Raw genomic sequence first — 22,935 nt, 5'->3', positions numbered from 1 at the left:
AAAGTATAATTCTAAAAAAATGGACATTAAAAAAATTAAAGGCATTTTAAACAATCGCTATTTCGATAATAGTCATGCGTATATCTATTTAACTTTTTCCATTATTATTGCTTTTTGGATATTAAGCCTGTTTGAAATTATTTCTAATGATTCCGAAAACCAGAATATTGGAGTTTCGATAGTCTATAAATTAATGAATGATTTTTGGGCCGGCGTTGTCATCGGATTACTGTTTGTTCCATTATATCTTGTATTTCTCTACATAAAAAAGCCGCTTGAAGTCGTATTCATCAAAGTATTTTTTGCTTTAATACTCATCATTCAGTTTGCCTTGGTAAAATACAGTCTTACCACGCACATCAATCTGGGAGCGGATTTATTGGGTTATTCTTTTGACGATATGTACACCACGGTTACCGCTTCGGAATCGTTGTCCCTGCTTTATTTCCTGCCTTTTATAATAATGCCCCTGCTTTATTTGGGGATAAACTATGTTTTGAAAAAGTTTACCAATGGAAGACAAATTTTTGCAACTTCATTCCTTTTCATAATTATTCTGGGAAGTTTAAAACTCGTTACCCCAGATTCCTCGGCTGCAGTGTTCCAAAACAAACTAAACTTTTTGGCTAAAGACATCATTAATTTCCAAAATGAAAAAAATGAATTGGACATTTCGAATTTAGTCTACAAAAAAGAGTATCCATTGCTGAAACCATTCAAGGAAACAAAAGATGTTTTGGCTCCGTTTTTCAACACGCAAAGCGAAAAACCCAACATCGTGATAATTATGGCCGAAGGTTTGGGCAGTGATTTCATCGGGAACAATTCATACGGAGGTTTTACGCCTTTCCTCGATTCTTTGACTTCAAAATCGCTTTATTGGGAAAATTTCGTCAGCAATACCGGAAGAACTTTTGGCGTGGCATCCTCGCTATTGGCTTCACTTCCTTATGGAGAAAAGGGGTTCTTGGAACAGGGTTCTTTGCCTTCGCACATTTCACTTTTGAGCGTTTTAAAAGCCAATGGTTACACGACTTCCTATTATTGCGGAGACGATTCGAGCTTTGACCGTAAAATAAATTTTCTCGAATACAATCAAATCGATAATGTAACCGATATAAAGAAATTTGGACCCGGTTATGTCAAAACCAAAGAAAATTCAGGAGGTTTTTCTTGGGGATATCCTGATGCCGAAATATTCAGAAAAACATTATCCGAGATTGATGGCAAAAAAACGCCAAGATTGGATGTGATAATGACCTTATCCAATCACGAACCTTTTGATTTCCCTTCGAAAGATGTTTATTTGAAAAAAGTGGATAACATTATGAAAACCAATCCACGCTTGGAAGGTATAAAAGAGGCAGTAGGAACCTACAAAGATATTTTTGCAGCACTTAATTATACAGACACGTCCATCAAAAATTTTATCGAGGCCTATTCCAAAAGACCGGAATATAAAAACACCATTTTCATCATTACTGGTGACCACCGATTGATTCCCGTGCCACAAAAAGATGAATTGTGCCGATTTCACGTTCCATTATTCATTTACAGTCCAATGCTGAAAAAAGCGGAAAAATTCAAATCTGTTTCCTCGCATTGGGATGTAACTCCTAGCCTACTTGCTTTTTTGATGAATAATTACCAGTTCAACAAACTTGAAAAAACAGCTTGGATGGGTGAAGGATTGGACACCGCCAAAGAATTCAGGAACATTCACAAAATCCCTTTAATGAGGTATAAAGGAAGCATCAACGATTATATCTACAAAGATTATTTGTATTCTGGTGGAGAACTTTATAAAATAAACGAGAATTTTGAAACCAATAAAGTCTATGAAGAAAACATTTCCAAAATTATGGCCGATTCTTTAAGCAGTTTCAAAAAATTAAATGCGTATTTGACCAAGAAAAACAAAATTTTTCCGGCTTCGATGAATGTTTATTCGCAACCGGCAGTCCAATTTTCGAAAGCTGAATTAGTCATAATAAAAGACCTGTCCAAAAACTTGAATTTTGACCAAACTTTTCTGGTTGCCAGAGATTTGGCATTCAAAAAAGATTACAAAAAATCAAGATTATTGTGTGATTATATTTTGAATGAAATCCCTAATTATTCAGAAGTGAGAACATTAAAAGGACGAATGTTGGCTTGGGAAGGAAATTATGGAAAAGCAGAATCTGAATTATTGGACGCCATCAAAAGAACCCCTTTTGAAACCGACGCTTATTTAGCGTTAATGGATGTTTACAAATGGTCAAACCAGAATTCAAAAGCAATCGAAATTGGGAAGAAAGCCATAGATTCCGGCATAAAAAACCCTGAAATTAAAGTCAAATTAGCACAAGCATACAAAAGTATTCAAAAAACCTAAATTACAACATCAAGGATATCTCAGCAATTGAATCTGAGAATAAAAACACTTAATTTCAAAAAAATGATTTCAAAAATAGTTACCAAACTGGCTTTTATATTCCTATTTTTATTTGCCTTTCAAATGGTTGGGCAAGAAAAAAAATTCAGTGGAGATCCTGACAGTTCGTTCAAAACGGCTCGAGATTTGGCATTCAACAAGCAACGAAAACAAGCCCAGGATACCCTCGTTTTTATTTTGACAAAATATCCCGATTACCACGACATTCGAGAATTTTTGGGAACTACCTACTCTTGGGACGAAGAATATAAAAAAGCAGGAAAAGAGTTTGCCTATATTTTGGACAAAGATTCCAAACGAAAAAGCACTTGGATAGCTTCCATCAAAAATGATTTATGGGCAAACACGCCTTTTGTAGCGCTGGATAAGTCAAATGATGCCTTGAAATTTTTCCCCAATGATCCCGAAATATTGTACTTGAAAGCGAATGCTTATGAAAAAGCCAAAAATCCTCTGGAAGCCATGAGCACCATTCAATTGGTGTTGGACAAAAATCCCGACAATCAAGAAGCCAAAGATTTTAAAATCAATTTAAACAAATCGCTCAGCCAAAACACTATTGGAATCAATTCTTCGGTGGATATTTATTCGGACACATTTGACCCAATGCAGTACTACACGCTCCGATATGGACGACAAACAAAATACGGAAGCATCATCGCAAAAGTGAATTTGAACAGGAGATTTGGTGAAAATGGCGCCCAATACGAAGTTGACTTGTACCCAAAAATCACCAAGGGACTTTATGCCTACGTCAATTTTGGCTTGGCCAATTCTTTCCTTTTTCCCGAAATGAGATATGGAGCTGAATTATACAAATCTTTGCCTAAAAGCTTTGAAATTTCAGCTGGTTTCCGAACTTTAAAATATGACACATCTACGACAAATATCTACACAGGTTCTGTTGGTTGGTATACCGGGAACAATTATTGGTCCTTTCGTACTTACCTGACTCCTGGAGACTCGGGAACTAGTAAATCCGGTAATTTAATTTTTAGAAAATACCGAAGCGATGCCGACAATTATTTGGAACTTTCAGCAGGTATGGGTTATTCTCCTGAAAATAACCAGAATAATAATATAGGGAATTTTACACAAATTATCGGTTTAAAATCACAAAAAATCAATACTGGATATTATTTTTCTTCCGCCAACAAAAGAAATAATTGGGGAACACAATTTGGAGTGACCCACCAGGAAAAGAGTTTTGACCAAGGGAATTATTTTTGGATTTATACGCTGGCCTTAACTTGGGAAGTAAAATTCAAATAACCCAAACCGTTCGTCATTTAGGTCTTGAAATGAAGTCATTAACATCGTAAATAGGAGTATCCTTAAAAATAACCTACCTTTGCACAAAATTTACGTTTTATGACCACTTTCGAACAATTCAATCTTCCAAAATCAGTACAAAAAGCAATTGATGATTTAGGATTTACCACACCAACTCCTATTCAGGAAAAAACTTTTTCCGTGATAATGTCAGGACGCGATATGATGGGAATTGCACAAACCGGGACTGGTAAAACGTTTGCTTATTTATTGCCTTTATTAAAACTTTACAAGTTTACGCCAACTCATACTCCCAAAATAGTAATCTTGGTTCCAACTCGCGAATTGGTTGTTCAAGTTGTGGAAGAAGTGGAAAAATTGACCAAATACATGTCAGCTCGTACCATTGGTATTTTTGGAGGGGTGAACATCAACACCCAAAAAACCACTGTTTATCAGGGTTGCGATATCTTGGTGGGAACACCTGGACGCGTTATGGATTTAACCTTGGACAATGTTATCCGTTTTGAAGACATGCAAAAATTGGTCATCGACGAATTTGACGAAATGCTCAATTTGGGTTTCCGCACCCAATTGACCGCTATTTTGGCAATGATGCCCAAAAAACGTCAAAACATTCTATTTTCGGCCACAATGACGGACGAAGTGGATAAAGTTTTGGATGATTATTTCGATTATCCTGAAGAAGTGACGCTTTCGCCATCGGGAACACCTTTGGAAAACATCACTCAAATTACTTATAATGTTCCCAACTTCAACACCAAAATCAATTTATTGAAACACTTGTTGCAAACCAATGAGGATATGAGTCGTGTTTTGGTTTTTGTGAACAACAAGAAAATTTCGGATATGGTTCACGAAAGCATTGAAGAAGATTTTGAAGGTCAATTTGGGGTAATCCACTCCAATAAATCTCAAAATTATCGTTTGAGCACGATGGCCGAATTCCAGGAAGGCAACCTTCGCGGAATCATCACCACCGATATCATGGCGAGAGGTTTGGATATTTCCAATATCACGCACGTGGTCAATTTTGAAATGCCGGAACTTCCCGAATTGTATATGCACCGTATTGGTCGTACGGGTCGTGCCGACGCCACGGGAACAGCCATCAGTTTTGTTTCTCCACGCGAAGAAGAATTGAAATTTGCCATTGAAATTTTGATGGAAATGGAACTGGATTACGAAACTTTCCCGGAAGGAGTTGCCATTTCAGACAAACTAATTGGCCCCGAAAAAGACAGACAAGCATTCAAAGTTTTAATAAAAACTAAAAAAATAGAAGGCGATGGCGCTTTTCACGAAAAAAGCAAGAAAAACCAAAAAGTCAATCTGGGTGGTCCTGGCGTAACCAAGAAAAAAACGCACGGTTCAGTCAATAGAAATATGCTTAAAAATCAAGCCAAGAAGCGCAAAAAAAAGTGATCAGTGTTCAGTATTCAGTCGAACACTGTACATTGACCACTAAATATTAAATCTTTGTGAAAACCAAGCAAACCGGTGAACACAATTCTATTTTTTTCCCAGTATCCGCAAGCATTCCCGATTTTTTGTCTCTTTTGAAAATCACGATTTCATTGGTATATTGAAGACCAACCAAAAGAAAATTTCCCGTTGGGTCAATCGTGAAATTTCGAGGACCTTTTCCTAAAACACTGATTCTTTGCACAAATTCCAATTTTCCTTTTCCCAAAATCTTGAAAACCGAAATATCATTGGCAGTTCCTCGATTGGTAGCGTACAAAAACTTTCCATCGGGTGAAATATGAATATCGGCAGCACCAACATCTCCTTTAAAGTCTGATGCAACAACTGTTGTTTCACTCACTTTTTTCAAAATTCCGTCGGCATAACTGAATGAAGTCAAAGTACCGTCCAATTCTTGCAACAAATACACAAATTTCCCGTCTTTGCTGAAGGTTAAATGTCTTGGTCCACTTCCCGACTTAACGTCAAAACTGCTTTTTAGTTTCAAAACTTCCGTTGCCGAATTGGGATTGTATTGGTACACATACACTTTATCGGTTCCTAAATCATTGGCCAAAACATATTTCTTGTCTGGCGAGAAATACACCATATGAGCGTGAGGTGCTTCTTGTCGTTTGGGATTGATACTTTTACCGGTGTGTTGCACTACTTGCTTCACTTCACCAATGCTTCCGTCATTGTTTTTGCCCAAAACTGAAACATTGCCACTCGAATAATTTGCTGTTATTACGTTTTTATCATCATTGATGATATAGCAAGCATTCAGCCCTTTTGGGTCTTGCGAATTCAAAAATTCCAATTTACCGCTTTTTGAATTAAATCCAAAAGCGTTTATTTTGGTTTTTTTGTCGTTTTCACTCACCGAATAAATAAATTTATTGTCGCCGGAAATCGTCAAATAACTTGGATTTAAAACATTTTCGGTGCTATTTTTAAAACTGAAATCACCAGTTTTGGAATCAAATTCATACACATAAATCCCTTTGCTTTCACAACTTTTGGTATAAGTCCCAACGACTAAATTGAGTTTGCTTTCCTGAGCTTGGACGGTCGCTAAAACAAAAACAGAAAGAAAGACGGCATAAATGGTTTTCATAATTGTATAGTATTTGATAATTTAATTCCATTCCTCAAATATAATCTAAATTCCTGCAAAATCTGAAATCCGAATTCCAAAATCTAAAATCAAAATACTATCTTTGACAAACTCGATAACGGAATGCAATTCAAACACCCAGAAATCCTTTATTTCCTCTTTCTATTGGTCATACCAATTCTGGTTCATTTATTTCAATTGCGACGTTTCAAAAAAGAATATTTCACCAATGTTCGTTTTCTGAAAGAGCTTTCCATTCAAACCCGAAAGAGTTCTAAAATCAAAAAATGGTTACTGTTAGCCACGCGTTTGCTTCTTTTGACTTGTATCATTATAGCTTTTGCCCAGCCTTTTTTCAAGGCTAAAGAAGCCAAAAACAATTCCAACGAAATGTATATCGTTTTGGATAATTCCTTTTCGATGCAAGCCAAAGGACAAAAAGGAGAACTGCTAAAAAGAGCCGTTCAGGAATTGCTCGAAAACACTCCCGAAAACCAAACTTTTTCCCTGATTACCAATTCTGAAACGTTTTGGAATACCGATATCAAATCCATTCGAACCGAATTACAAAACCTGAAATACAGCGCTTTACCTTTTCAATTAGAAAGCGCCATGGCGAAGATAAAATCCCGAAAATCAGCCTTTAACAAAGATGTAGTCGTGATTACGGATGCGGTTGGTTTGGAATCGAAACAACTGAAAAGTATCGACAGCAATTTCAACACCTATTTCATTTATCCCGAAGCGGAACAAAAAAACAACGTTTCTATCGACAGTGTTTTTATCCACCAAAATTTAGACGATTTCTATGAAATTGGTTTAAAATTATCTGCTTTTGGCGAAAAAAACAAGGAGATTCCAGTAGCCTTATACAATCAAAACAAACTGATTGCAAAGACTGTAACAAAGCTTGAAACCAAGGACAAAACAATCTATTTTACTATTCCTAAAAAAGATTTTCACGGTTACGCATCCATTACCGACAACGGATTGGAATACGATAATAACTTGTATTTCAGCATTTCAAAGCCTCGTAAAAATAATATTATCAGTATTGGTCAAGCTGAAAAATCTAACTTTTTGTCTCGAATTTATACCAATGATGAATTCAATTTCAACAATTTTGCGATTGAAACTTTAGACTATAATTCGCTTGAAAAACAAAATACTATTGTCCTGAACGAATTGGAAGATATTCCACAAGCTTTGCAGACTACTTTAAAATCTTTTGTCCAAAAAGGCGGAAATCTGATTCTTATTCCATCGGCAAAAACAGCAACGGCGAATATTAATCCGTTTTTGAGAATCTTTGGAAACATCCAATTTCAATCTTTGGAAAACAAGGAAAAATTAATCACAAAAATCAACTTCAACCATCCTTTATTTAGCAGGGTTTTTGAAAATAAAATCAATAATTTCCAATATCCGAAAACCAGAACTTCCTTTAAAATTGTGGGTTCAGCTCCTGCGGTTTTGTATTATGAAGACCAGACTGCATTTTTGACTTCCATCAATAATCCTCTTTCGTCGGTTTATATTTTTACCGCACCAATCAATCTGGAAAATTCTAATTTTCAGCAATCGCCTTTGATTGTTCCTGTTTTTTACAAAATGGGAATCAACAATCAAAACAATGGCGTGAATGCGTTGACCATTGGCAACAACAATCCGTTTTTGGTTGACGAAACTTTGTCAAAAGACGAAATTTTGAAAGTCAGAAACGAAACTGAAACTTTTATTCCGGTACAACAAATCTTGAACGACAAAGTAAAATTGACTTTCAACGATTATCCGGAACAAGCCGGAAATTTTGGAATTTACAACCAAAAAAATCGTCTGCAAAACATCAGTTTCAACTACAACAGAACCGAAAGTAATCTGGAACAAACCAATCAAGATGCCATGTCCGAATACAAAACCATCGATTCCATAAATACACTTTTTGACACGATACAAACCGACCGAACCGACAATCAAATTTGGAAATGGTTTGTTATCTTTGCATTGCTTTTTCTGTTAACCGAAATGGCGATTATACGATTCGTGAAGTAAAAAAGTTAGACACAGATTTCACGAATTAGCACAAATTCAGTAAAAAGCTGACGCAATGAGAAAGCCATTTAAAATAGGACAAAAAGAGTATAAATTCAAAAAAGATGCAATTACACATTATCGAACTATCTTAAATTCCTATGACTTTGGACAATCATTGAATGACTCTGATTTTGATGACATTATCGATTTACTGGATTATGAATATTTTAATTCTTTAGCTGAAACTGAAACAAATGAAGATAACATTGAAGAAGAATTAAATGATGAAATTGAAATAAATAACATTAATAAAAATAATGAAGTAGAAATTTCAATTGAAGATATAAAAGTTGCAAGAGTTCAATTTAATACCAAGTGTTTTGAAATATTTTATAGCGATAAAACAAGTCAGTATATATCATACTTAATGATAATAAACAATACAAAATATACACCTGAAAAACTATTCTATGTCGCTTGTAGAAATTCAATTCACAACGATATCAAAGCAGTTAAACAAGAATATTTTGACAAGAATTCAATGAAAGGACAAGTAAAATGTCAAGAAACAAATATTTTATCAAATTGGAATGAATTAGCTGTTGATCATAGACAACCAAATACTTTTTCAATAATTATTGACAGGTTTAAAGAAGTGAACAAATTTGAATTAGACACAATCGAATATACTTCTAACGACCAAAATCATATAATTTTCAAAAATGATAATTTGACAGAACAATTCCGAAAATATCATATGGAAAAAGCAAGTTTGCGTATTGTTCGAAAAGAATGTAATTCGAGTAGAACTGGTTTAGCTAGAATTAAAAGAACATCAAAAGACTTGACTATAAAAGAATAAAATCATTGGAGAACCCAAAATAATTAGAAAACACTATGAACACAATCATCCGGGAAGCCAAAATTATCGATTCCGAAAATCCTTTTCACAACCAAACCGTTGATATTTTGATTATTGATGGTATCATTCAAAAAATAGGAACTTCGCTTCCCAATCCTGATAATGCTGATGAAGTAAAACTGGAGAATTTACACATTTCCCAAGGTTGGTTTGACAGCAGCGTTTCGCTTGGAGAACCCGGTTTTGAAGACCGCGAAACCATTGCAAACGGTTTGACAGTCGCTGCAAAAAGTGGTTTCACGGGCATTGCTTTGCAACCCAACTCCTACCCGATTATTGACAATCAATCGCAAATTAATTTCGTAAAAAGCAAAGCCAATGGTTTTGCGACAGAACTTTTCCCCATCGGTGCTTTGACCAAAGGAAGCGAAGGGAAAGATATGGCGGAATTATTCGATATGAAAAATGCCGGTGCCGTTGCTTTTGGAGATTACAACAAGAGCTTGGACAACGCTAATTTGCTAAAAATAGCCTTGCAATATGTTCAAGATTTTGACGGATTGGTGATTGCTTTTGCCCAAGATGCCAACATAAAAGGAAACGGTATTGCCAATGAAGGCATCGTTTCTACAAGATTGGGAATGAAAGGAATTCCAAACTTGGCCGAAGAATTGCAAATCGCCAGAAACTTGTTTCTGCTTGAATATACTGGAGGAAAATTGCACATTCCAACCGTTTCTACTGCCAAATCGGTGGAATTAATCCGGGAAGCGAAAGCCAAAGGATTGAAAGTGAGTTGCAGTGCTTCGGTACATCATTTGGTTTTGACCGATGAAAAATTGGAAAATTTCGACACCCGATGCAAAGTTTCGCCACCCTTGCGAACAGAAACGGACAGACAAGCCTTGCTTGCCGGAATTCTGGACAACACCATCGACATGATTACCACAGACCATAATCCAATTGACATTGAACACAAAAAAATGGAATTTGATTTGGCCAAAAACGGAACAATTGGTTTAGAAAGTGCTTTTGGCGCTTTGTTGACTGCTTTGCCTTTGGAAAAAGTAATCGAAAAACTGACTTCAGGAAAAACAACTTTCGGAATTGAATCTCAAACCATTGCCGAAGGAAAAAAAGCCAATATCAGCTTGTTCACTCCTGAAGGAAAAGACGTTTTCACCAACGAAAATATTTTGTCAAAATCTAAAAATTCAGCTTTTCTGGGAACGGAAATTAAAGGAAAAGCATACGGAATTTATAATCAGGGAAAATTAGTTTTGAATTAATAAACATACCTAACAGGTTTTTGAAACCTGTCAGGTATAGTAAATAAAAAAATGGACAACAATATCGAAAAAGGAAAAACAGCTGCCATCACAAGCTATATTTTAATCATTGGAGTTTTCATCGCAATGTCGATGAATACTGGAGAAGACAAAAATTCATTTGCTTCATTCCACATTCGCCAAGCATTGGGATTATCACTCACTTTTATTTCATTGGGATTGATCATCAGTAATTTCGACAGCGCAATGATTTCGATATCGATGTGGGTTTTCCTTTCTGTTTTATGGACTTACGGCATATTTAGCGCCATCAATGGGCAAACAAAACCTGTTCCTTTATTGGGAGAATTTTTCCAGAAATGGTTTGCATCAATTTCTTGATTTTAGATTTTTGATTAACGATTTTTGATTGCAGATGGCAATACTGAACACTAAAAACTGAACACTGAACACTTACCATGAATTTATCCTTAGAATACCTCATCAGGGAACCCAAAACAAAGCTCGATAAAAATCCACTTTTAGTGTTAATTCACGGTTACGGCAGCAACGAACAGGATTTATTTTCGTTTGCATCGGAACTTCCTGACGAATACTACATTGTTTCGGCTCGCGCCCCTTATGACATACAATATGGAAGTTATGCTTGGTACGCCATTAACTTTGATGCCGACCAAAACAAATTTTCAGATAACGATCAAGCCAGAAGTTCCAGAGATTTGATTGCTCAATTCATTGAGGAATTAACTGCTAATTATCGTATTGATTCAGAGAATATAACTTTGATTGGTTTTAGCCAAGGTGCTATTTTGAGTTATGCCGTAGCACTTTCGCATCCTGAAAAAGTTCAAAAAGTGGTCGCTTTGAGTGGTTATTTGAATACCGAAATTCTAGAAGAAAATTATTTAAAAAATTCGTTTTCGAATCTTAAAATATTCGCAGCTCACGGAACGGTTGACCAAGTAATTCCAGTAGAATGGGCACGAAAAGCAAAACCATTTCTGGATAATCTCGGAATCAATTCGATTTATAAAGAATATCCAATTGGTCACGGGGTTGCTCCGCAGGAATTTAATGATTTTAAGAATTGGCTTCTTGATTAGTAATCAGTAGTCCGTTTTTAGTGTTCAGGTGCTCAACTGAACACTGAACACTTTATTTCTGGTACAATAAAGACTGAAACGTCTCAAACGAAACCGTCTCGTCATCATTGACAAAATATTTTATCAAAACCTCGCCCCAATATTCTCCGTCACTGAAATCGGCAATAATCCAACGGTGGTTCAAAATTTTCACCTTGTTGATGATAAATTTATTGGCTCCTATTTGGTCTTGACCAACATAAGGATTCCCTTTGGGATTATTGTTCAAATCCATCAGTTTTTCGGCAACGAAGGGAATCAACTTTTCAACTTGAATTGTTTTTGTGGCATTATCGGGATTGAAATAATTCTGGGCATTTTCATTTTTTTCCAATGAAAAATAATTGGCATCAACCAGTTTGGCATTGGCAACTTCCAAATTCTTCTTCAACTTTGCTTCTGTTTTTGCACATTTATTTTGTTCAAAAGTTAATTCTTTGCTGAAATACATATAGGTAAAAACATTAAAAAGAAGCACAAGAATAAAAAGATAAAGCAGTAATGATTTTTTCATTTTTCGGGTAATATTAAATAATGATTTCTAAGTTGTCATATGCCAAATAAACGTTTTCAGGAAGCTTTTGTTGTACCTCTTCATGAAAACCCATAATATGGCTAATATGTGTAAGATATGCTTTTTGGGGTTTGACCAAAGTAATGAAATCAAGAGCTTCCTGCAAATTAAAATGTGTTGCGTGAGGCTCCTCGCGTAAAGCGTTTATGACCAATATTTTGAGATTTTTCAATTTGTCCATTTCGCTTTTATCTATCGTTTTAACATCGGTCAGATAGGCAAAATCATCAATTCTATACCCAAAAACTTGAAGATTTCCGTGCATCACGTTGATGGGAATTGCTATTTTGTTGCCAATGGAAAAAGGGTGATTGTTTACAACTTCAATCGGTTGGACGGAAGGGGCGCCTGGATATTTATTCTCCTTTTCAAAAACATAATCAAATCGTTTTTTTAAATTATCCAATACGCGCTGATGTGCATAAATTGGAATTTCGCCTTGCTTGAAATTAAACGGACGAATATCATCTAATCCGGCAGTATGATCCGAGTGCTCGTGTGTGTATAAAATCGCGTCCAATTTTTGACAATTTGAAGCTAACATTTGCTGTCTAAAATCAGGTCCGCAATCGATAACGTAAGAATGGTCATCCCAGGAAATCCAGATCGAAACCCGAAGCCTTTTATCCTTAAAATCAGTACTTTGACACACAGAATGACTACTGCCAATTACTGGAATTCCTTGTGAAGTCCCCGTTCCTAAAAAATATACTTTCATCTAGCACGATTTTTGCTAATTATTTTACAAAAATAGAGATTAATTCTCTTTCATTAGAAAGCTATTTAATTAACTTTGTAAAAATAAGCCCTATATTAAAACAATATGGATACAGCAATAAAACTGAAAGGTGACAAAGTCATCGAACAAATTCCTTCTATCAAAGACAAAGCTCTTCGTATCAACTTGAACGAAAATATTTACGGGACTTTTGCCGAGATTGGTGCCGGTCAAGAAACTGTAAGACATTTTTTTAGAGCTGGAGGTTCTTCAGGAACCATTGCCAAAGCAACATCTGCTTACGACAAAGACTTTAGTGACATTATTTATGGAGTTGAAGAAGACGGCCGTTACGTGACGGAAAGCAGACTCAAAAAAATGCTTACACACGAATCAAATCTAATCGAAAAACGATTAAGTCGTATCAAGCATCCCAATAAAATGTTTTTTAGCTATGCCAATACGGTGGCGACCATTGACTTTGCCAAACAATTCAAAGGACACGGCTGGGTTGGAATCCGCTACCAAATTGAACCTGACGAAGCATACAACGATATTATTCTCCATATTCGTTTCAAAGAAACTGATGTCCGTTTGCAGCAAGAAACACTTGGTGTACTTGGCGTAAATTTAATTTATGGAGCGTATTACAAGTTCAATGATCCTAAAAAAATATTGCGCTATTTATATGACCACTTGGATAAAGACCAATTAGAAATAGATACCATCAATTTTTCCGGACCGCGTTTTGCAGAAGTCGACAATCGTTTAATGAGTTTGCAATTGGTTAAAAATGGCATGACCGATGCCGTAATATTCGACCCCGAAGGAAGAAACGTGCTACCGGCTGCCATACTGTACAAAAAAAATATCCTCACTTTAAGGGGAAGCTTTCGCCCGGTAACAAAGGTGAATATGGATATGTACAAAGAATCCTTAAAAATGTTTTTGGAAGAAAACAAAGTTGATGCCGAAAACACCTTGGTCATCTTTGAAATCACCTTGTCCAACTTGCGTTCCGATGGTGAAATCAATGAAAAAGATTTTATGGATCGTGCTGAATTGCTTTGCTCGTTGGGTCAAACCGTAATGATTTCTAATTTTCAAGAATACTATAGAGTGGTCGAATATTTTGCAAAATATACCAAAGCCAGAATGGGGTTAGCCATGGGTGTAAACAATCTAGTTGATATTTTTGACGAAAAATACTATCGCCATTTGAGTGGTGGAATATTGGAATCTTTCGGGAAATTATTTTACAGGGACATGAAAGTATACCTGTATCCAATGATAGACGAAAACGGGTTAATCATGAATTCCGAAACATTAAGAGTTCATCCCAGAATGAAAGAATTGTATAAATTCTTCAAATTTAATGGCAAAGTGGTGGACATTACGAATTTTAATCCCGAAAATCTAGAAGTTTTCTCTCGAGAAGTATTAAAAATGATTGGTGAAAACAAACCTGGATGGGAAACAATGTTGCCTTCGGGAGTTGCCGAAATCATTAAAAAACAAGAACTTTTCGGGTACAATCCCAATGCTTTTTTAGAGAAAAGCAATTAGTGCCTAATTCAGATATTACATAAAAAAAGCCAAGAAAAGCATTGATTTTTCTTGGCTTTTTTTAATAAACGTCAAATTTTATTTCAAAATCTGCGCAGCATGAGCCTTGGTTTTCACGTCAGAAATTACTTCGTCAATGACTCCTTTTTCGTCTATCACAAATGTGGTTCTGTGAATGCCGTCATATTCTTTTCCCATAAACTTTTTTGGTCCCCAAACACCAAACGCTTCAATTACCGATTTGTCTTCGTCTGCCAATAATGGAAACGGAAAATCGTATTTTTCCTTAAATTTCGCTTGTGCTTTTGCAGCATCGGCACTTACTCCCAGAAGTTCGTAATTATTGGCTTGAAAGCGCTCAAAATTATCTCTCAAATCACAAGCTTCAGCAGTACAACCTGGCGTGTTTGCTTTTGGATAAAAGAAAACCACCAATTTTTTTCCTTTATAATCAGCTAATTTATGAGGTTTTCCATCTTGATCAATTCCTGAAAAGCTCGGAGCTTTGTCTCCTTTTTTTAATGTTGTCATATGTTTTTAAATTGAATTTGATTTTTGCTATTGAAATTGAAATTCCTTTTCTTTACCATTCAAAATTAAGCTAAAATGACCAAACAAGAACGTGTAACGTTTGTTATAAATACGTTAAAAGAATTGTATCCCGAAATTCCAATTCCCTTGAACCACAAGGATCCTTATACATTATTGATAGCGGTTTTGCTTTCGGCACAATGCACGGATGTTCGCGTCAATCAAATTACGCCCTTGCTTTTTGCCAAAGCCGACAATCCGTTTGATATGATCAAGATGTCGATTGAAGAAATCAAGGAAATTATTCGCCCTTGTGGATTGTCGCCCATGAAATCAAAAGGAATTTATGGTTTGTCACAAATATTGATTGAAAAACACGGTGGAAAAGTACCCCAAAGTTTTGAAGATTTGGAAGAATTGCCGGCCGTGGGACACAAAACGGCGAGTGTCGTGATGTCGCAAGCCTTTGGCGTTCCAGCTTTTCCGGTGGACACCCACATTCATCGACTGATGTATCGATGGAATTTATCCAATGGAAAAAACGTTGTCCAAACCGAAAAAGATGCAAAACGAATTTTCCCCGAAGAAACATGGAATGATTTACATCTTCAAATGATTTGGTACGGACGGGAATATTCGCCGGCTCGAGGCTGGGATTTAGAAAAAGATATTATAACTAAAACGGTTGGCAAAAAATCTGTTTTGGAAGAATACCACAAAAAAAAGTCCCGATAATTTCGGGACGTTTTCTTAATTAGCTATAATTTCGAAACTTTTGTCATTTACTTTTATTACGCTTAACGCTTTTGAGTAATTCAACAAAAAAGAAATGGTCTCTTTTTTAGGTTTCATCGAATTAGTTACTAATATTTTTTTAGAGTAAATTTTTGCCATAAAGTAATAAATTTTGATTTTTTATTACAACGCTAAAATTTACATTATAGTATCAATTCGTTAAAATAATTTGATGCTTATCAATAACTTTTCTCATATTCATCAAAGCGTAACGCATTCTACCTAAAGCAGTATTGATGCTAACCCCTGTTATTTCAGAGATTTCCTTGAAACTCATGTCTTGATACATTCGCATCACCAATACTTCTTTTTGATCGGCAGGAAGTTCTTCGATTAGTTTTTTCAAATCAATTTCAACTTGATCTCTTATGATTTTGTTTTCAATTGTTGGCGAATCATCAGACATAATCGAAAAAATGGAGAATTCCTCTGTTTCCCTGAACATTGGCATTTTTTTGTTTTTTCGATAATGATCAATAATCAGGTTGTGCGCAATTCGCATCACCCAAGGCAAAAATTTGCCTTCTTCATTATAAGATTGAGATTTTAAAGTTCTGATGACTTTAATAAAAGTGTCTTGAAATATATCATTCGAAATGTCCTTGTCAGATATTTTAGAATATATAAAACCGAAAATTTTGGATTGATGTCTATTGATTAATACGTTCAAAGCATTTTCATCGCCTTCGACATATTTCTTTACCAATAAAGCATCAGGAAGTTGAATATCAGCCATAGTTATACCTTTTAGTTTTTTAATAAAATTGAAGCAATTTCTTCTAAAAAGTAGTTCTATACTATAGGCTAAAGTTTTTTTGTAGTTATTTATTGGTCAAATTTAACAAATAATTATCCTAAAACACAAAGAAAACTGCAAAAATTAACATAAAAAGAAAAAACAATCAAGAAAGCCACATACTTTTTTTTTGATTATGCCGTTATATTAACCCAAAAACCAGAAAATTTTCATTGCTTTTAAAATATAAAAACTAGTTGAAAATTTGGAAATACTTCAATGTCAATTCTCATTTTAAAATTGATTACTTTTGTGAAAATTCGGTTTTCACATGCAAATTGACCTTTCTACACTCGATCCAAAGAAAAATATAATCATCAAAGGTGCCCAAGTTCACAATCTAAAAAATGTGGATGTGGCGATTCCCAGAAACAAATTAGTGGTCATTACCGGACTTTCGGGTTCCGGAAAATCCAGTTTGGCTTTCGACACTTTGTATGCCGAAGGGCAACGCCGTTATGTGGAAAGTCTATCTTCTTATGCCCGTCAATTCCTTGGAAGACTGGACAAACCAAAAGTAGAATACATCAAGGGAATCGCGCCTGCAATTGCCATCGAACAAAAAGTCAACACGACCAATGCTCGCTCTACCGTGGGAACTTCAACCGAAATTTACGATTATATCAAATTATTGTTTGCCAGAGTTGGCAGGACTTTTTCGCCCATTTCAGGACAAGAAGTCAAAAAAAACACCGTTTCGGATGTTATTTCAGACGTGAAAAAATTTGGAATCGACAGTAAATGGTTGCTCCTTGCACCTATCCATTTGGAGCACGGAAGAGCTTTGGAAGATAAATTGAAAGCTTTGCTCAATCAGGGATTTTCCAGAATATTGGTCAATAATGAAACCGTTCGTTTGGACGATATTGATGAACATACTTTAGACAACAAAGACATTCTTCTCATTATCGACCGAATCGTTGTCAAAGACGAAGAAGAATTCTATAATCGCCTTGCGGATGCAGTTCAAACGGCTTTTTATGAAGGAAAAGGAATTTGTCATTTGCAGGAATTGAACACCCACAAACGCTTTTCGTACAGCAATAATTTTGAATTGGACGGCATCAGTTTCTTGGAACCAAACGTCCATTTGTTCAGTTTCAACAATCCGTATGGCGCTTGTCCGGTTTGTGAAGGTTATGGCAACATTATCGGGATTGACGAAGAATTGGTGATTCCAAATACTTCCTTGTCGATATATGAAAACGCCATTTATCCCTGGCGTGGCGAAAGTATGAGTTGGTTTCGGGACGAATTGGTCAACAACGCTTACAAGTTTGATTTCCCAATACACAAACCGTTTTTCGAACTTTCTGAAGCACAAAAAGATTTGGTTTGGACGGGAAATAGCTATTTTCAAGGTTTGAATGACTTTTTCAAGGAATTGGAAGACAAAAATTATAAGATTCAAAATCGCGTGATGCTTTCGCGTTATCGTGGAAAAACCAAATGCAATGCCTGCAAAGGAAAACGCCTGCGAATCGAAGCTTCTTACGTAAAAATCAATTCCAAAACCGTTTCGGATTTGGTTGACTTGCCGATAAAACATTTGGTTACTTTTTTCAAAAACATAGATTTAGATGTTTATGAACATCAGATTGCCAAACGATTATTGCTGGAAATCAACAACCGTTTGTCGTTTTTGACCGAGGTAGGTTTGGATTATCTTACTTTAAACAGGAATTCATCCACACTTTCGGGAGGTGAATCACAGCGTATCAATCTGGCGACTTCATTGGGAAGCAGCTTGGTGGGTTCGATGTATATTTTAGACGAGCCGAGTATTGGTTTGCACCCAAAAGACACCGAACGTTTGATTAAAGTTTTGCAATCTTTGCGTGATTTGGGTAACACCGTTATCGTGGTCGAACACGATGAAGACATTATGAAAGCTGCTGACATGATTATAGATATTGGTCCAGAAGCGGGAACTTTTGGAGGCGAATTAGTTGCTCAAGGCACTTTCGATGAAATACTGAAATCAACTTCATTAACAGCAAAATATTTGAATGGTGAATTAGAAATCAAAACACCTCGCATCCGTAGAAAATGGAGTAATTACATTGAAATTCTTGGCGCACGTGAGAACAATTTACAAAATATAGACGTCAAATTTCCTTTGGAATGCCTGACCGTGATTACCGGAGTTTCCGGAAGTGGAAAAAGTACTTTGGTCAAAAAAATTCTGTTTCCGGCAATGCAGAAAAAGTTGGATGGCATTGGCGAAAAAGCAGGACAATTTACCGAAATGCGCGGTTATTATCACAAAATACAACACATAGAATATGTTGATCAAAACCCGATTGGGCGAAGTTCACGTTCCAATCCCGTGACGTATATAAAGGCGTATGACGATATTCGGGATTTGTTTTCCAAAGAAAAACTGTCAAAAATTCGCGGTTATCAAGCCAAACATTTTTCGTTTAACGTCGATGGCGGAAGATGTGAAACCTGCAAAGGCGAAGGAACCATCAATGTGGAAATGGTATTTATGGCGGATGTTCAATTGCATTGCGAAACCTGCAACGGTAAGCGATTCAAGAAAGAAGTTTTGGAAGTAATGTTTGACGGCAAGAATATTCACGATATTCTGACGATGACGATTGACGATTCGATTTCTTTTTTCAGTGCCAATAAACAAACAAAAATTACACAGAAATTACAACCGTTGCAAGATGTTGGTTTGGGTTATGTGCAATTAGGACAATCCTCTTCTACCCTTTCTGGTGGTGAGGCTCAGCGTATCAAACTGGCTTCATTTCTAGTAAAAGGCGCTACGAAAGAAAAAGCACTTTTTGTTTTTGACGAACCTACAACTGGACTACATTTTCACGACATAAAGAAACTATTGGCTTCGTTTGATGCCTTGATTGATAAAGGCCATTCGATATTAGTCATTGAACATAATCTTGATTTGATAAAATGTGCCGACTGGATTATTGATTTAGGCCCAGAAGGTGGCGAAAACGGTGGGCAGTTACTCGCTGAAGGAACTCCGGAAGAAATTATAAAAATCAAAAAATCGGTTACGGCGAAATATTTGAAGGAAAAATTATAAGTTAGCAATGTTCAGTCAAAATGCGGACTGAACACTGCTAACTGAATTCTATTTAGATTTCTCCCCAACAAAATAATCATTGGTATTTTTGAATAAAACATTAAAAGTGGTCAAACTGCCATATATTCTGGTAATGTATTGCTGCAAATCGATTTTGTCGGCTTCGTCCAATTTACTGGCGTTGATCTTTTGCTCCATCACCCTTATTCTGTCGCGAACCATCGTTATTTTATGAAAAAAAGTGTCAATGGGCACTTCTTTATTTTGGGTATTGGTTCCCGGTTCCAAAATGATTTTTCCGCCTTTCCATTTGTCGGCAATGGGGACAATCTGGGAAACATCACTCCATTTTTCGAGGATTTTTTTCAATGATTTTTCCACATCCGAAAAACTCACCGAATCCACTTCGCCTTCAAGAGCCTCAATAATTTCGAAATTACTGTCAACATCAATGGTTTCCAATCCACTTTCGATAAAAGTAACCCAATAATGCCTTGAAGTTACGTTCGTTACTACCCCAAGTCCATAATCGGGGTGTTTTATGCGTGAGCCAATTCCTAAAATGTTCATCTTTTTTATTTTAAAATATACGTTATTTTTGCTTTTACTATGTCATCAAAAGTTTTCAAAACTACATAAAACCAGTTGTTAGCTGGAATATCTACCGTAAAAATTTCCCCTTTTTTATGTTTCAAAATTTCATCTTGAAAGGATTTTTCCATTTGACCTTCATAAAACCAACCCAAATCTCCATCTTTTGCATTGTCCATTGTATTAGTGTTTGCTAATGTTGCAAATGAAACTCCGTTATTATAGTCAGCAATTATTTTTTTTCTCAAAGCACTAATCTCTTGCATATTTAACTTAGAACCATCCAAATAAACATAACTCACTCTCATCAACTTACAATTAGAAAAGCTGACAGAACTTGAAATTGGCCTTAGTTTATTTAAATAAAAACTAATACTGTCTTTTGTGGTGATTATTTCCTGGGAAACATTTTCCAATTGCTGGGAAAACAAACAATTAAAATGGAATAGCAGCAAGACAAAAAACAATCGTTTTAAATGAATCATACTTTTTTATTTTCTCCAAATATAAAGATCTTAAACAAATTTCACCATCAAGTAATTGAGAAAATCCTGTATTAATTTGCTTTGGCAATGATTAATTTTATGAACAATCAAAACCAATTCTTTTACTTGGCCATACACTAAAGTTATTCTTAAAATGGTAACTTTGCGTTTTGCCAAAATTTATGTTAGAAAACGATAACAACATTGAAGTATTGGGTGCGCGAGTACACAATCTAAAAAATATAGATGTCACAATTCCAAGAGAAAAACTCGTGGTTATTACCGGACTTTCGGGTTCTGGAAAATCATCCTTGGCTTTCGACACCATTTATGCCGAAGGACAGCGCCGTTACGTGGAAACTTTTTCGGCTTATGCCCGACAATTTCTCGGTGGATTGGAGCGTCCCGATGTAGATAAAATTGACGGACTTTCGCCAGTAATCGCCATCGAACAGAAAACGACCAGCAAAAGTCCGCGTTCGACCGTTGGAACCATTACCGAAATATACGATTTCCTGCGTTTGTTGTATGCCCGAGCAGGAGATGCTTACAGCTACAACACGGGCGAAAAAATGGTTTCTTACGATGATGAACAAATCAAGGATTTGATTACTAAAAATTTTGCTGGAAAACGCATCAATATTCTGGCTCCGATTATTCGTGCGAGAAAAGGTCATTATGCCGAATTATTCCAGCAAATTGCCAAACAGGGTTTCCTAAAAGTTCGTATTAATGGCGACATCAAAGACATCACTCCAGGAATGAAACTCGACCGTTACAAAACCCACGACATTGAAATCGTGATTGACAGAATGGTTGTTGAGGACACACCCGATAACGAAAAACGCCTGACTGAAAGTATCAAAACGGCAATGTATCAGGGCGAAAACGTATTGATGGTTTTAGATCAGGACACGAATGAAATCCGTTTTTTTAGTAGAAATTTAATGTGTCCAACCACTGGAATTTCGTATCAGAATCCGGAACCGAATTTATTTTCTTTCAACTCTCCAAAAGGTGCCTGCGATCATTGTAAAGGCCTGGGAACAGTGAACGAAATCAATCTTAAAAAGATTATTCCCAATCCAAAATTGTCCATCAAAAGTGGCGGTTTTGCTCCTTTGGGCGAATATAAATCTAGTTGGATTTTCAAGCAACTCGAAATCATAGGCGAAAAATTCGACTTCAAACTAACCGATGCTGTCGAAACTATTTCCGAAGAAGCGATGGAAATGATTTTGAATGGTGGAAAAGAAAAATTCTCAGTTGAGTCGAAAGTTTTGGGCGTAACCAAAGAATATAAAATTGAATTTGAAGGGATTTCGCATTTCATCAAAAACCAATATGACGAAAGTGGTTCTTCAACCATAAAACGTTGGGCAAAGGAATTTATGGACGAAGTAAAATGTCCTGTTTGCGAAGGTTCACGATTGAAAAAAGAAGCTTTATTTTTCAAAATCAACGAAAAGAATATTGCCGAATTGTGCGATATGGATATTTCAGATGTAACCGCTTGGTTTCTGGAATTAGACAATCATTTATCCGATAAACAAAAAAACATCGCCACGGAAGTTGTCAAGGAAATCAAAGACCGATTAAACTTTCTAATGAATGTCGGCTTGGATTATCTGGCTTTAAGCCGAAGCTCGAAATCACTTTCCGGTGGCGAAGCACAGCGCATCCGATTGGCGACCCAAATTGGTTCGCAATTGGTGGGTGTTTTATATATTTTGGACGAACCGAGCATTGGTTTGCACCAAAGAGATAACGACAAATTGATTCATTCTTTGGAACAATTGCGTGACATTGGCAATTCGGTTCTCGTGGTGGAACACGACAAAGACATTATGGAACGTGCCGATTACGTGATTGATATTGGCCCGAAAGCCGGAAAATATGGTGGCGAAATCATTAGCATTGGAACTCCTGCCGAGACTTTAAAATCGGATACGATTACCGCACAGTATCTGAATGGAAAAATGAAATTGGAAATCCCTAAAAAACGCCGGGAAGGCAATGGGAATTTCCTAAAACTAACGGGAGCAACAGGAAACAACTTAAAAAATGTTTCGATTGATCTGCCTTTGGGTAAAATGATTTGCGTAACCGGAGTTTCGGGAAGTGGAAAATCGACTTTGATTAATGAAACGCTCTACCCTATTTTGAACGCTTATTATTTT

Annotated in this window: 20 protein-coding genes; 12 read left to right on the top strand and 8 right to left on the bottom strand. The window is 36.1% G+C overall.

Annotation, left to right across the window (positions count from 1 at the left end; translation table 11 throughout):
* Positions 1 to 19: 19 nt before the first annotated feature.
* The 3 genes from C0430_RS11900 (at position 20) to C0430_RS11890 (ending at position 5,155) form a co-directional block, all read left to right on the top strand.
* The gene (locus C0430_RS11900; protein WP_290870369.1) at positions 20 to 2,377 is read left to right on the top strand and encodes an LTA synthase family protein; all 2,358 of its coding nucleotides are present in this window, start codon (positions 20 to 22) and stop codon (positions 2,375 to 2,377) included.
* A gap of 63 nt (positions 2,378 to 2,440) precedes the next feature.
* Complete coding sequence (locus tag C0430_RS11895; RefSeq protein ID WP_290870367.1) at positions 2,441 to 3,709, top strand: YaiO family outer membrane beta-barrel protein; 1,269 nt, start codon at positions 2,441 to 2,443, stop codon at positions 3,707 to 3,709.
* A gap of 99 nt (positions 3,710 to 3,808) precedes the next feature.
* Positions 3,809 to 5,155: a DEAD/DEAH box helicase gene (locus C0430_RS11890; RefSeq protein WP_290870365.1), complete on the top strand. Its 1,347-nt coding sequence runs from the start codon at positions 3,809 to 3,811 to the stop codon at positions 5,153 to 5,155.
* Between the two features lie 46 nt (positions 5,156 to 5,201).
* On the opposite strand, the gene C0430_RS11885 is transcribed toward C0430_RS11890, so the two are convergent.
* The gene (locus C0430_RS11885) at positions 5,202 to 6,314 is read right to left on the bottom strand and encodes a lactonase family protein (protein WP_290870362.1); all 1,113 of its coding nucleotides are present in this window, start codon (positions 6,312 to 6,314) and stop codon (positions 5,202 to 5,204) included.
* Between the two features lie 123 nt (positions 6,315 to 6,437).
* Here C0430_RS11885 and C0430_RS11880 point away from each other — a divergent pair, with 123 nt between their 5' ends.
* From C0430_RS11880 to C0430_RS11860, 5 genes are all read left to right on the top strand, one after another.
* Positions 6,438 to 8,366: a BatA and WFA domain-containing protein gene (locus C0430_RS11880; RefSeq protein WP_290870359.1), complete on the top strand. Its 1,929-nt coding sequence runs from the start codon at positions 6,438 to 6,440 to the stop codon at positions 8,364 to 8,366.
* A gap of 55 nt (positions 8,367 to 8,421) precedes the next feature.
* Positions 8,422 to 9,210 (top strand): hypothetical protein, encoded by a 789-nt coding sequence (locus tag C0430_RS11875; protein WP_290870355.1) that lies wholly within the window; start codon positions 8,422 to 8,424, stop codon positions 9,208 to 9,210.
* A 35-nt stretch (positions 9,211 to 9,245) separates the two neighbouring features.
* A complete protein-coding gene (locus tag C0430_RS11870; RefSeq protein WP_290870352.1) occupies positions 9,246 to 10,499 on the top strand; it encodes a dihydroorotase in 1,254 nt (417 codons plus the stop codon).
* Between the two features lie 51 nt (positions 10,500 to 10,550).
* On the top strand, positions 10,551 to 10,880 hold the full coding sequence (locus C0430_RS11865) for a hypothetical protein (protein WP_290870349.1): 330 nt from the start codon (positions 10,551 to 10,553) through the stop codon (positions 10,878 to 10,880).
* Between the two features lie 77 nt (positions 10,881 to 10,957).
* Entirely contained in the window at positions 10,958 to 11,602 is a 645-nt protein-coding gene (locus tag C0430_RS11860) for an alpha/beta fold hydrolase (protein WP_290870340.1), read from the top strand.
* Positions 11,603 to 11,654: 52 nt separating this feature from the next.
* On the opposite strand, the gene C0430_RS11855 is transcribed toward C0430_RS11860, so the two are convergent.
* Entirely contained in the window at positions 11,655 to 12,155 is a 501-nt protein-coding gene (locus tag C0430_RS11855) for a hypothetical protein (protein ID WP_290870337.1), read from the bottom strand.
* Between the two features lie 13 nt (positions 12,156 to 12,168).
* The gene (locus C0430_RS11850) at positions 12,169 to 12,933 is read right to left on the bottom strand and encodes an MBL fold metallo-hydrolase (RefSeq protein WP_290870334.1); all 765 of its coding nucleotides are present in this window, start codon (positions 12,931 to 12,933) and stop codon (positions 12,169 to 12,171) included.
* A 105-nt stretch (positions 12,934 to 13,038) separates the two neighbouring features.
* Between C0430_RS11850 and C0430_RS11845 the strand changes: the two genes are divergently transcribed.
* Entirely contained in the window at positions 13,039 to 14,499 is a 1,461-nt protein-coding gene (locus C0430_RS11845; protein ID WP_290870331.1) for a TonB-dependent receptor, read from the top strand.
* A 78-nt stretch (positions 14,500 to 14,577) separates the two neighbouring features.
* On the opposite strand, the gene bcp is transcribed toward C0430_RS11845, so the two are convergent.
* On the bottom strand, positions 14,578 to 15,030 hold the full coding sequence (gene bcp, locus C0430_RS11840; RefSeq protein ID WP_290870328.1) for a thioredoxin-dependent thiol peroxidase: 453 nt from the start codon (positions 15,028 to 15,030) through the stop codon (positions 14,578 to 14,580).
* A 75-nt stretch (positions 15,031 to 15,105) separates the two neighbouring features.
* On the opposite strand from bcp, the gene nth reads away from it, so the two are divergent.
* Entirely contained in the window at positions 15,106 to 15,765 is a 660-nt protein-coding gene (gene nth / locus C0430_RS11835) for an endonuclease III (protein ID WP_290870324.1), read from the top strand.
* A 15-nt stretch (positions 15,766 to 15,780) separates the two neighbouring features.
* Here the strand turns inward: nth and C0430_RS11830 are convergent, their stop codons facing one another.
* Both C0430_RS11830 and C0430_RS11825 read right to left on the bottom strand, forming a co-directional pair.
* Positions 15,781 to 15,924: a hypothetical protein gene (locus tag C0430_RS11830; RefSeq protein ID WP_290870321.1), complete on the bottom strand. Its 144-nt coding sequence runs from the start codon at positions 15,922 to 15,924 to the stop codon at positions 15,781 to 15,783.
* A gap of 52 nt (positions 15,925 to 15,976) precedes the next feature.
* Positions 15,977 to 16,561 carry a sigma-70 family RNA polymerase sigma factor gene (locus tag C0430_RS11825; protein ID WP_290870318.1) on the bottom strand — a complete coding sequence of 195 codons (585 nt, stop codon included), beginning with the start codon at positions 16,559 to 16,561 and terminating at the stop codon, positions 15,977 to 15,979.
* Positions 16,562 to 16,892: 331 nt separating this feature from the next.
* Between C0430_RS11825 and uvrA (C0430_RS11820) the strand changes: the two genes are divergently transcribed.
* Positions 16,893 to 19,679: an excinuclease ABC subunit UvrA gene (gene uvrA / locus C0430_RS11820; protein ID WP_290870315.1), complete on the top strand. Its 2,787-nt coding sequence runs from the start codon at positions 16,893 to 16,895 to the stop codon at positions 19,677 to 19,679.
* A 48-nt stretch (positions 19,680 to 19,727) separates the two neighbouring features.
* Here uvrA (C0430_RS11820) and C0430_RS11815 read toward each other — a convergent pair whose 3' ends face one another.
* Positions 19,728 to 20,249 carry a hypothetical protein gene (locus C0430_RS11815; RefSeq protein WP_290870313.1) on the bottom strand — a complete coding sequence of 174 codons (522 nt, stop codon included), beginning with the start codon at positions 20,247 to 20,249 and terminating at the stop codon, positions 19,728 to 19,730.
* Positions 20,250 to 20,254: 5 nt separating this feature from the next.
* Positions 20,255 to 20,686, bottom strand: a complete 432-nt coding sequence (locus tag C0430_RS11810; protein ID WP_290870310.1) for a peptidylprolyl isomerase — start codon at positions 20,684 to 20,686, stop codon at positions 20,255 to 20,257.
* 251 nt (positions 20,687 to 20,937) lie between these two features.
* Between C0430_RS11810 and uvrA (C0430_RS11805) the strand changes: the two genes are divergently transcribed.
* The coding region (gene uvrA, locus C0430_RS11805) for an excinuclease ABC subunit UvrA (protein WP_290870307.1) at positions 20,938 to 22,935 on the top strand (1,998 nt) is incomplete at its 3' end.

Source organism: Flavobacterium sp., from assembly GCF_013823965.1.
In the GTDB taxonomy this organism is placed as follows: Bacteria; Bacteroidota; Bacteroidia; order Flavobacteriales; family Flavobacteriaceae; genus Flavobacterium.
This window is presented reverse-complemented; position numbering and strand designations above follow the sequence as displayed.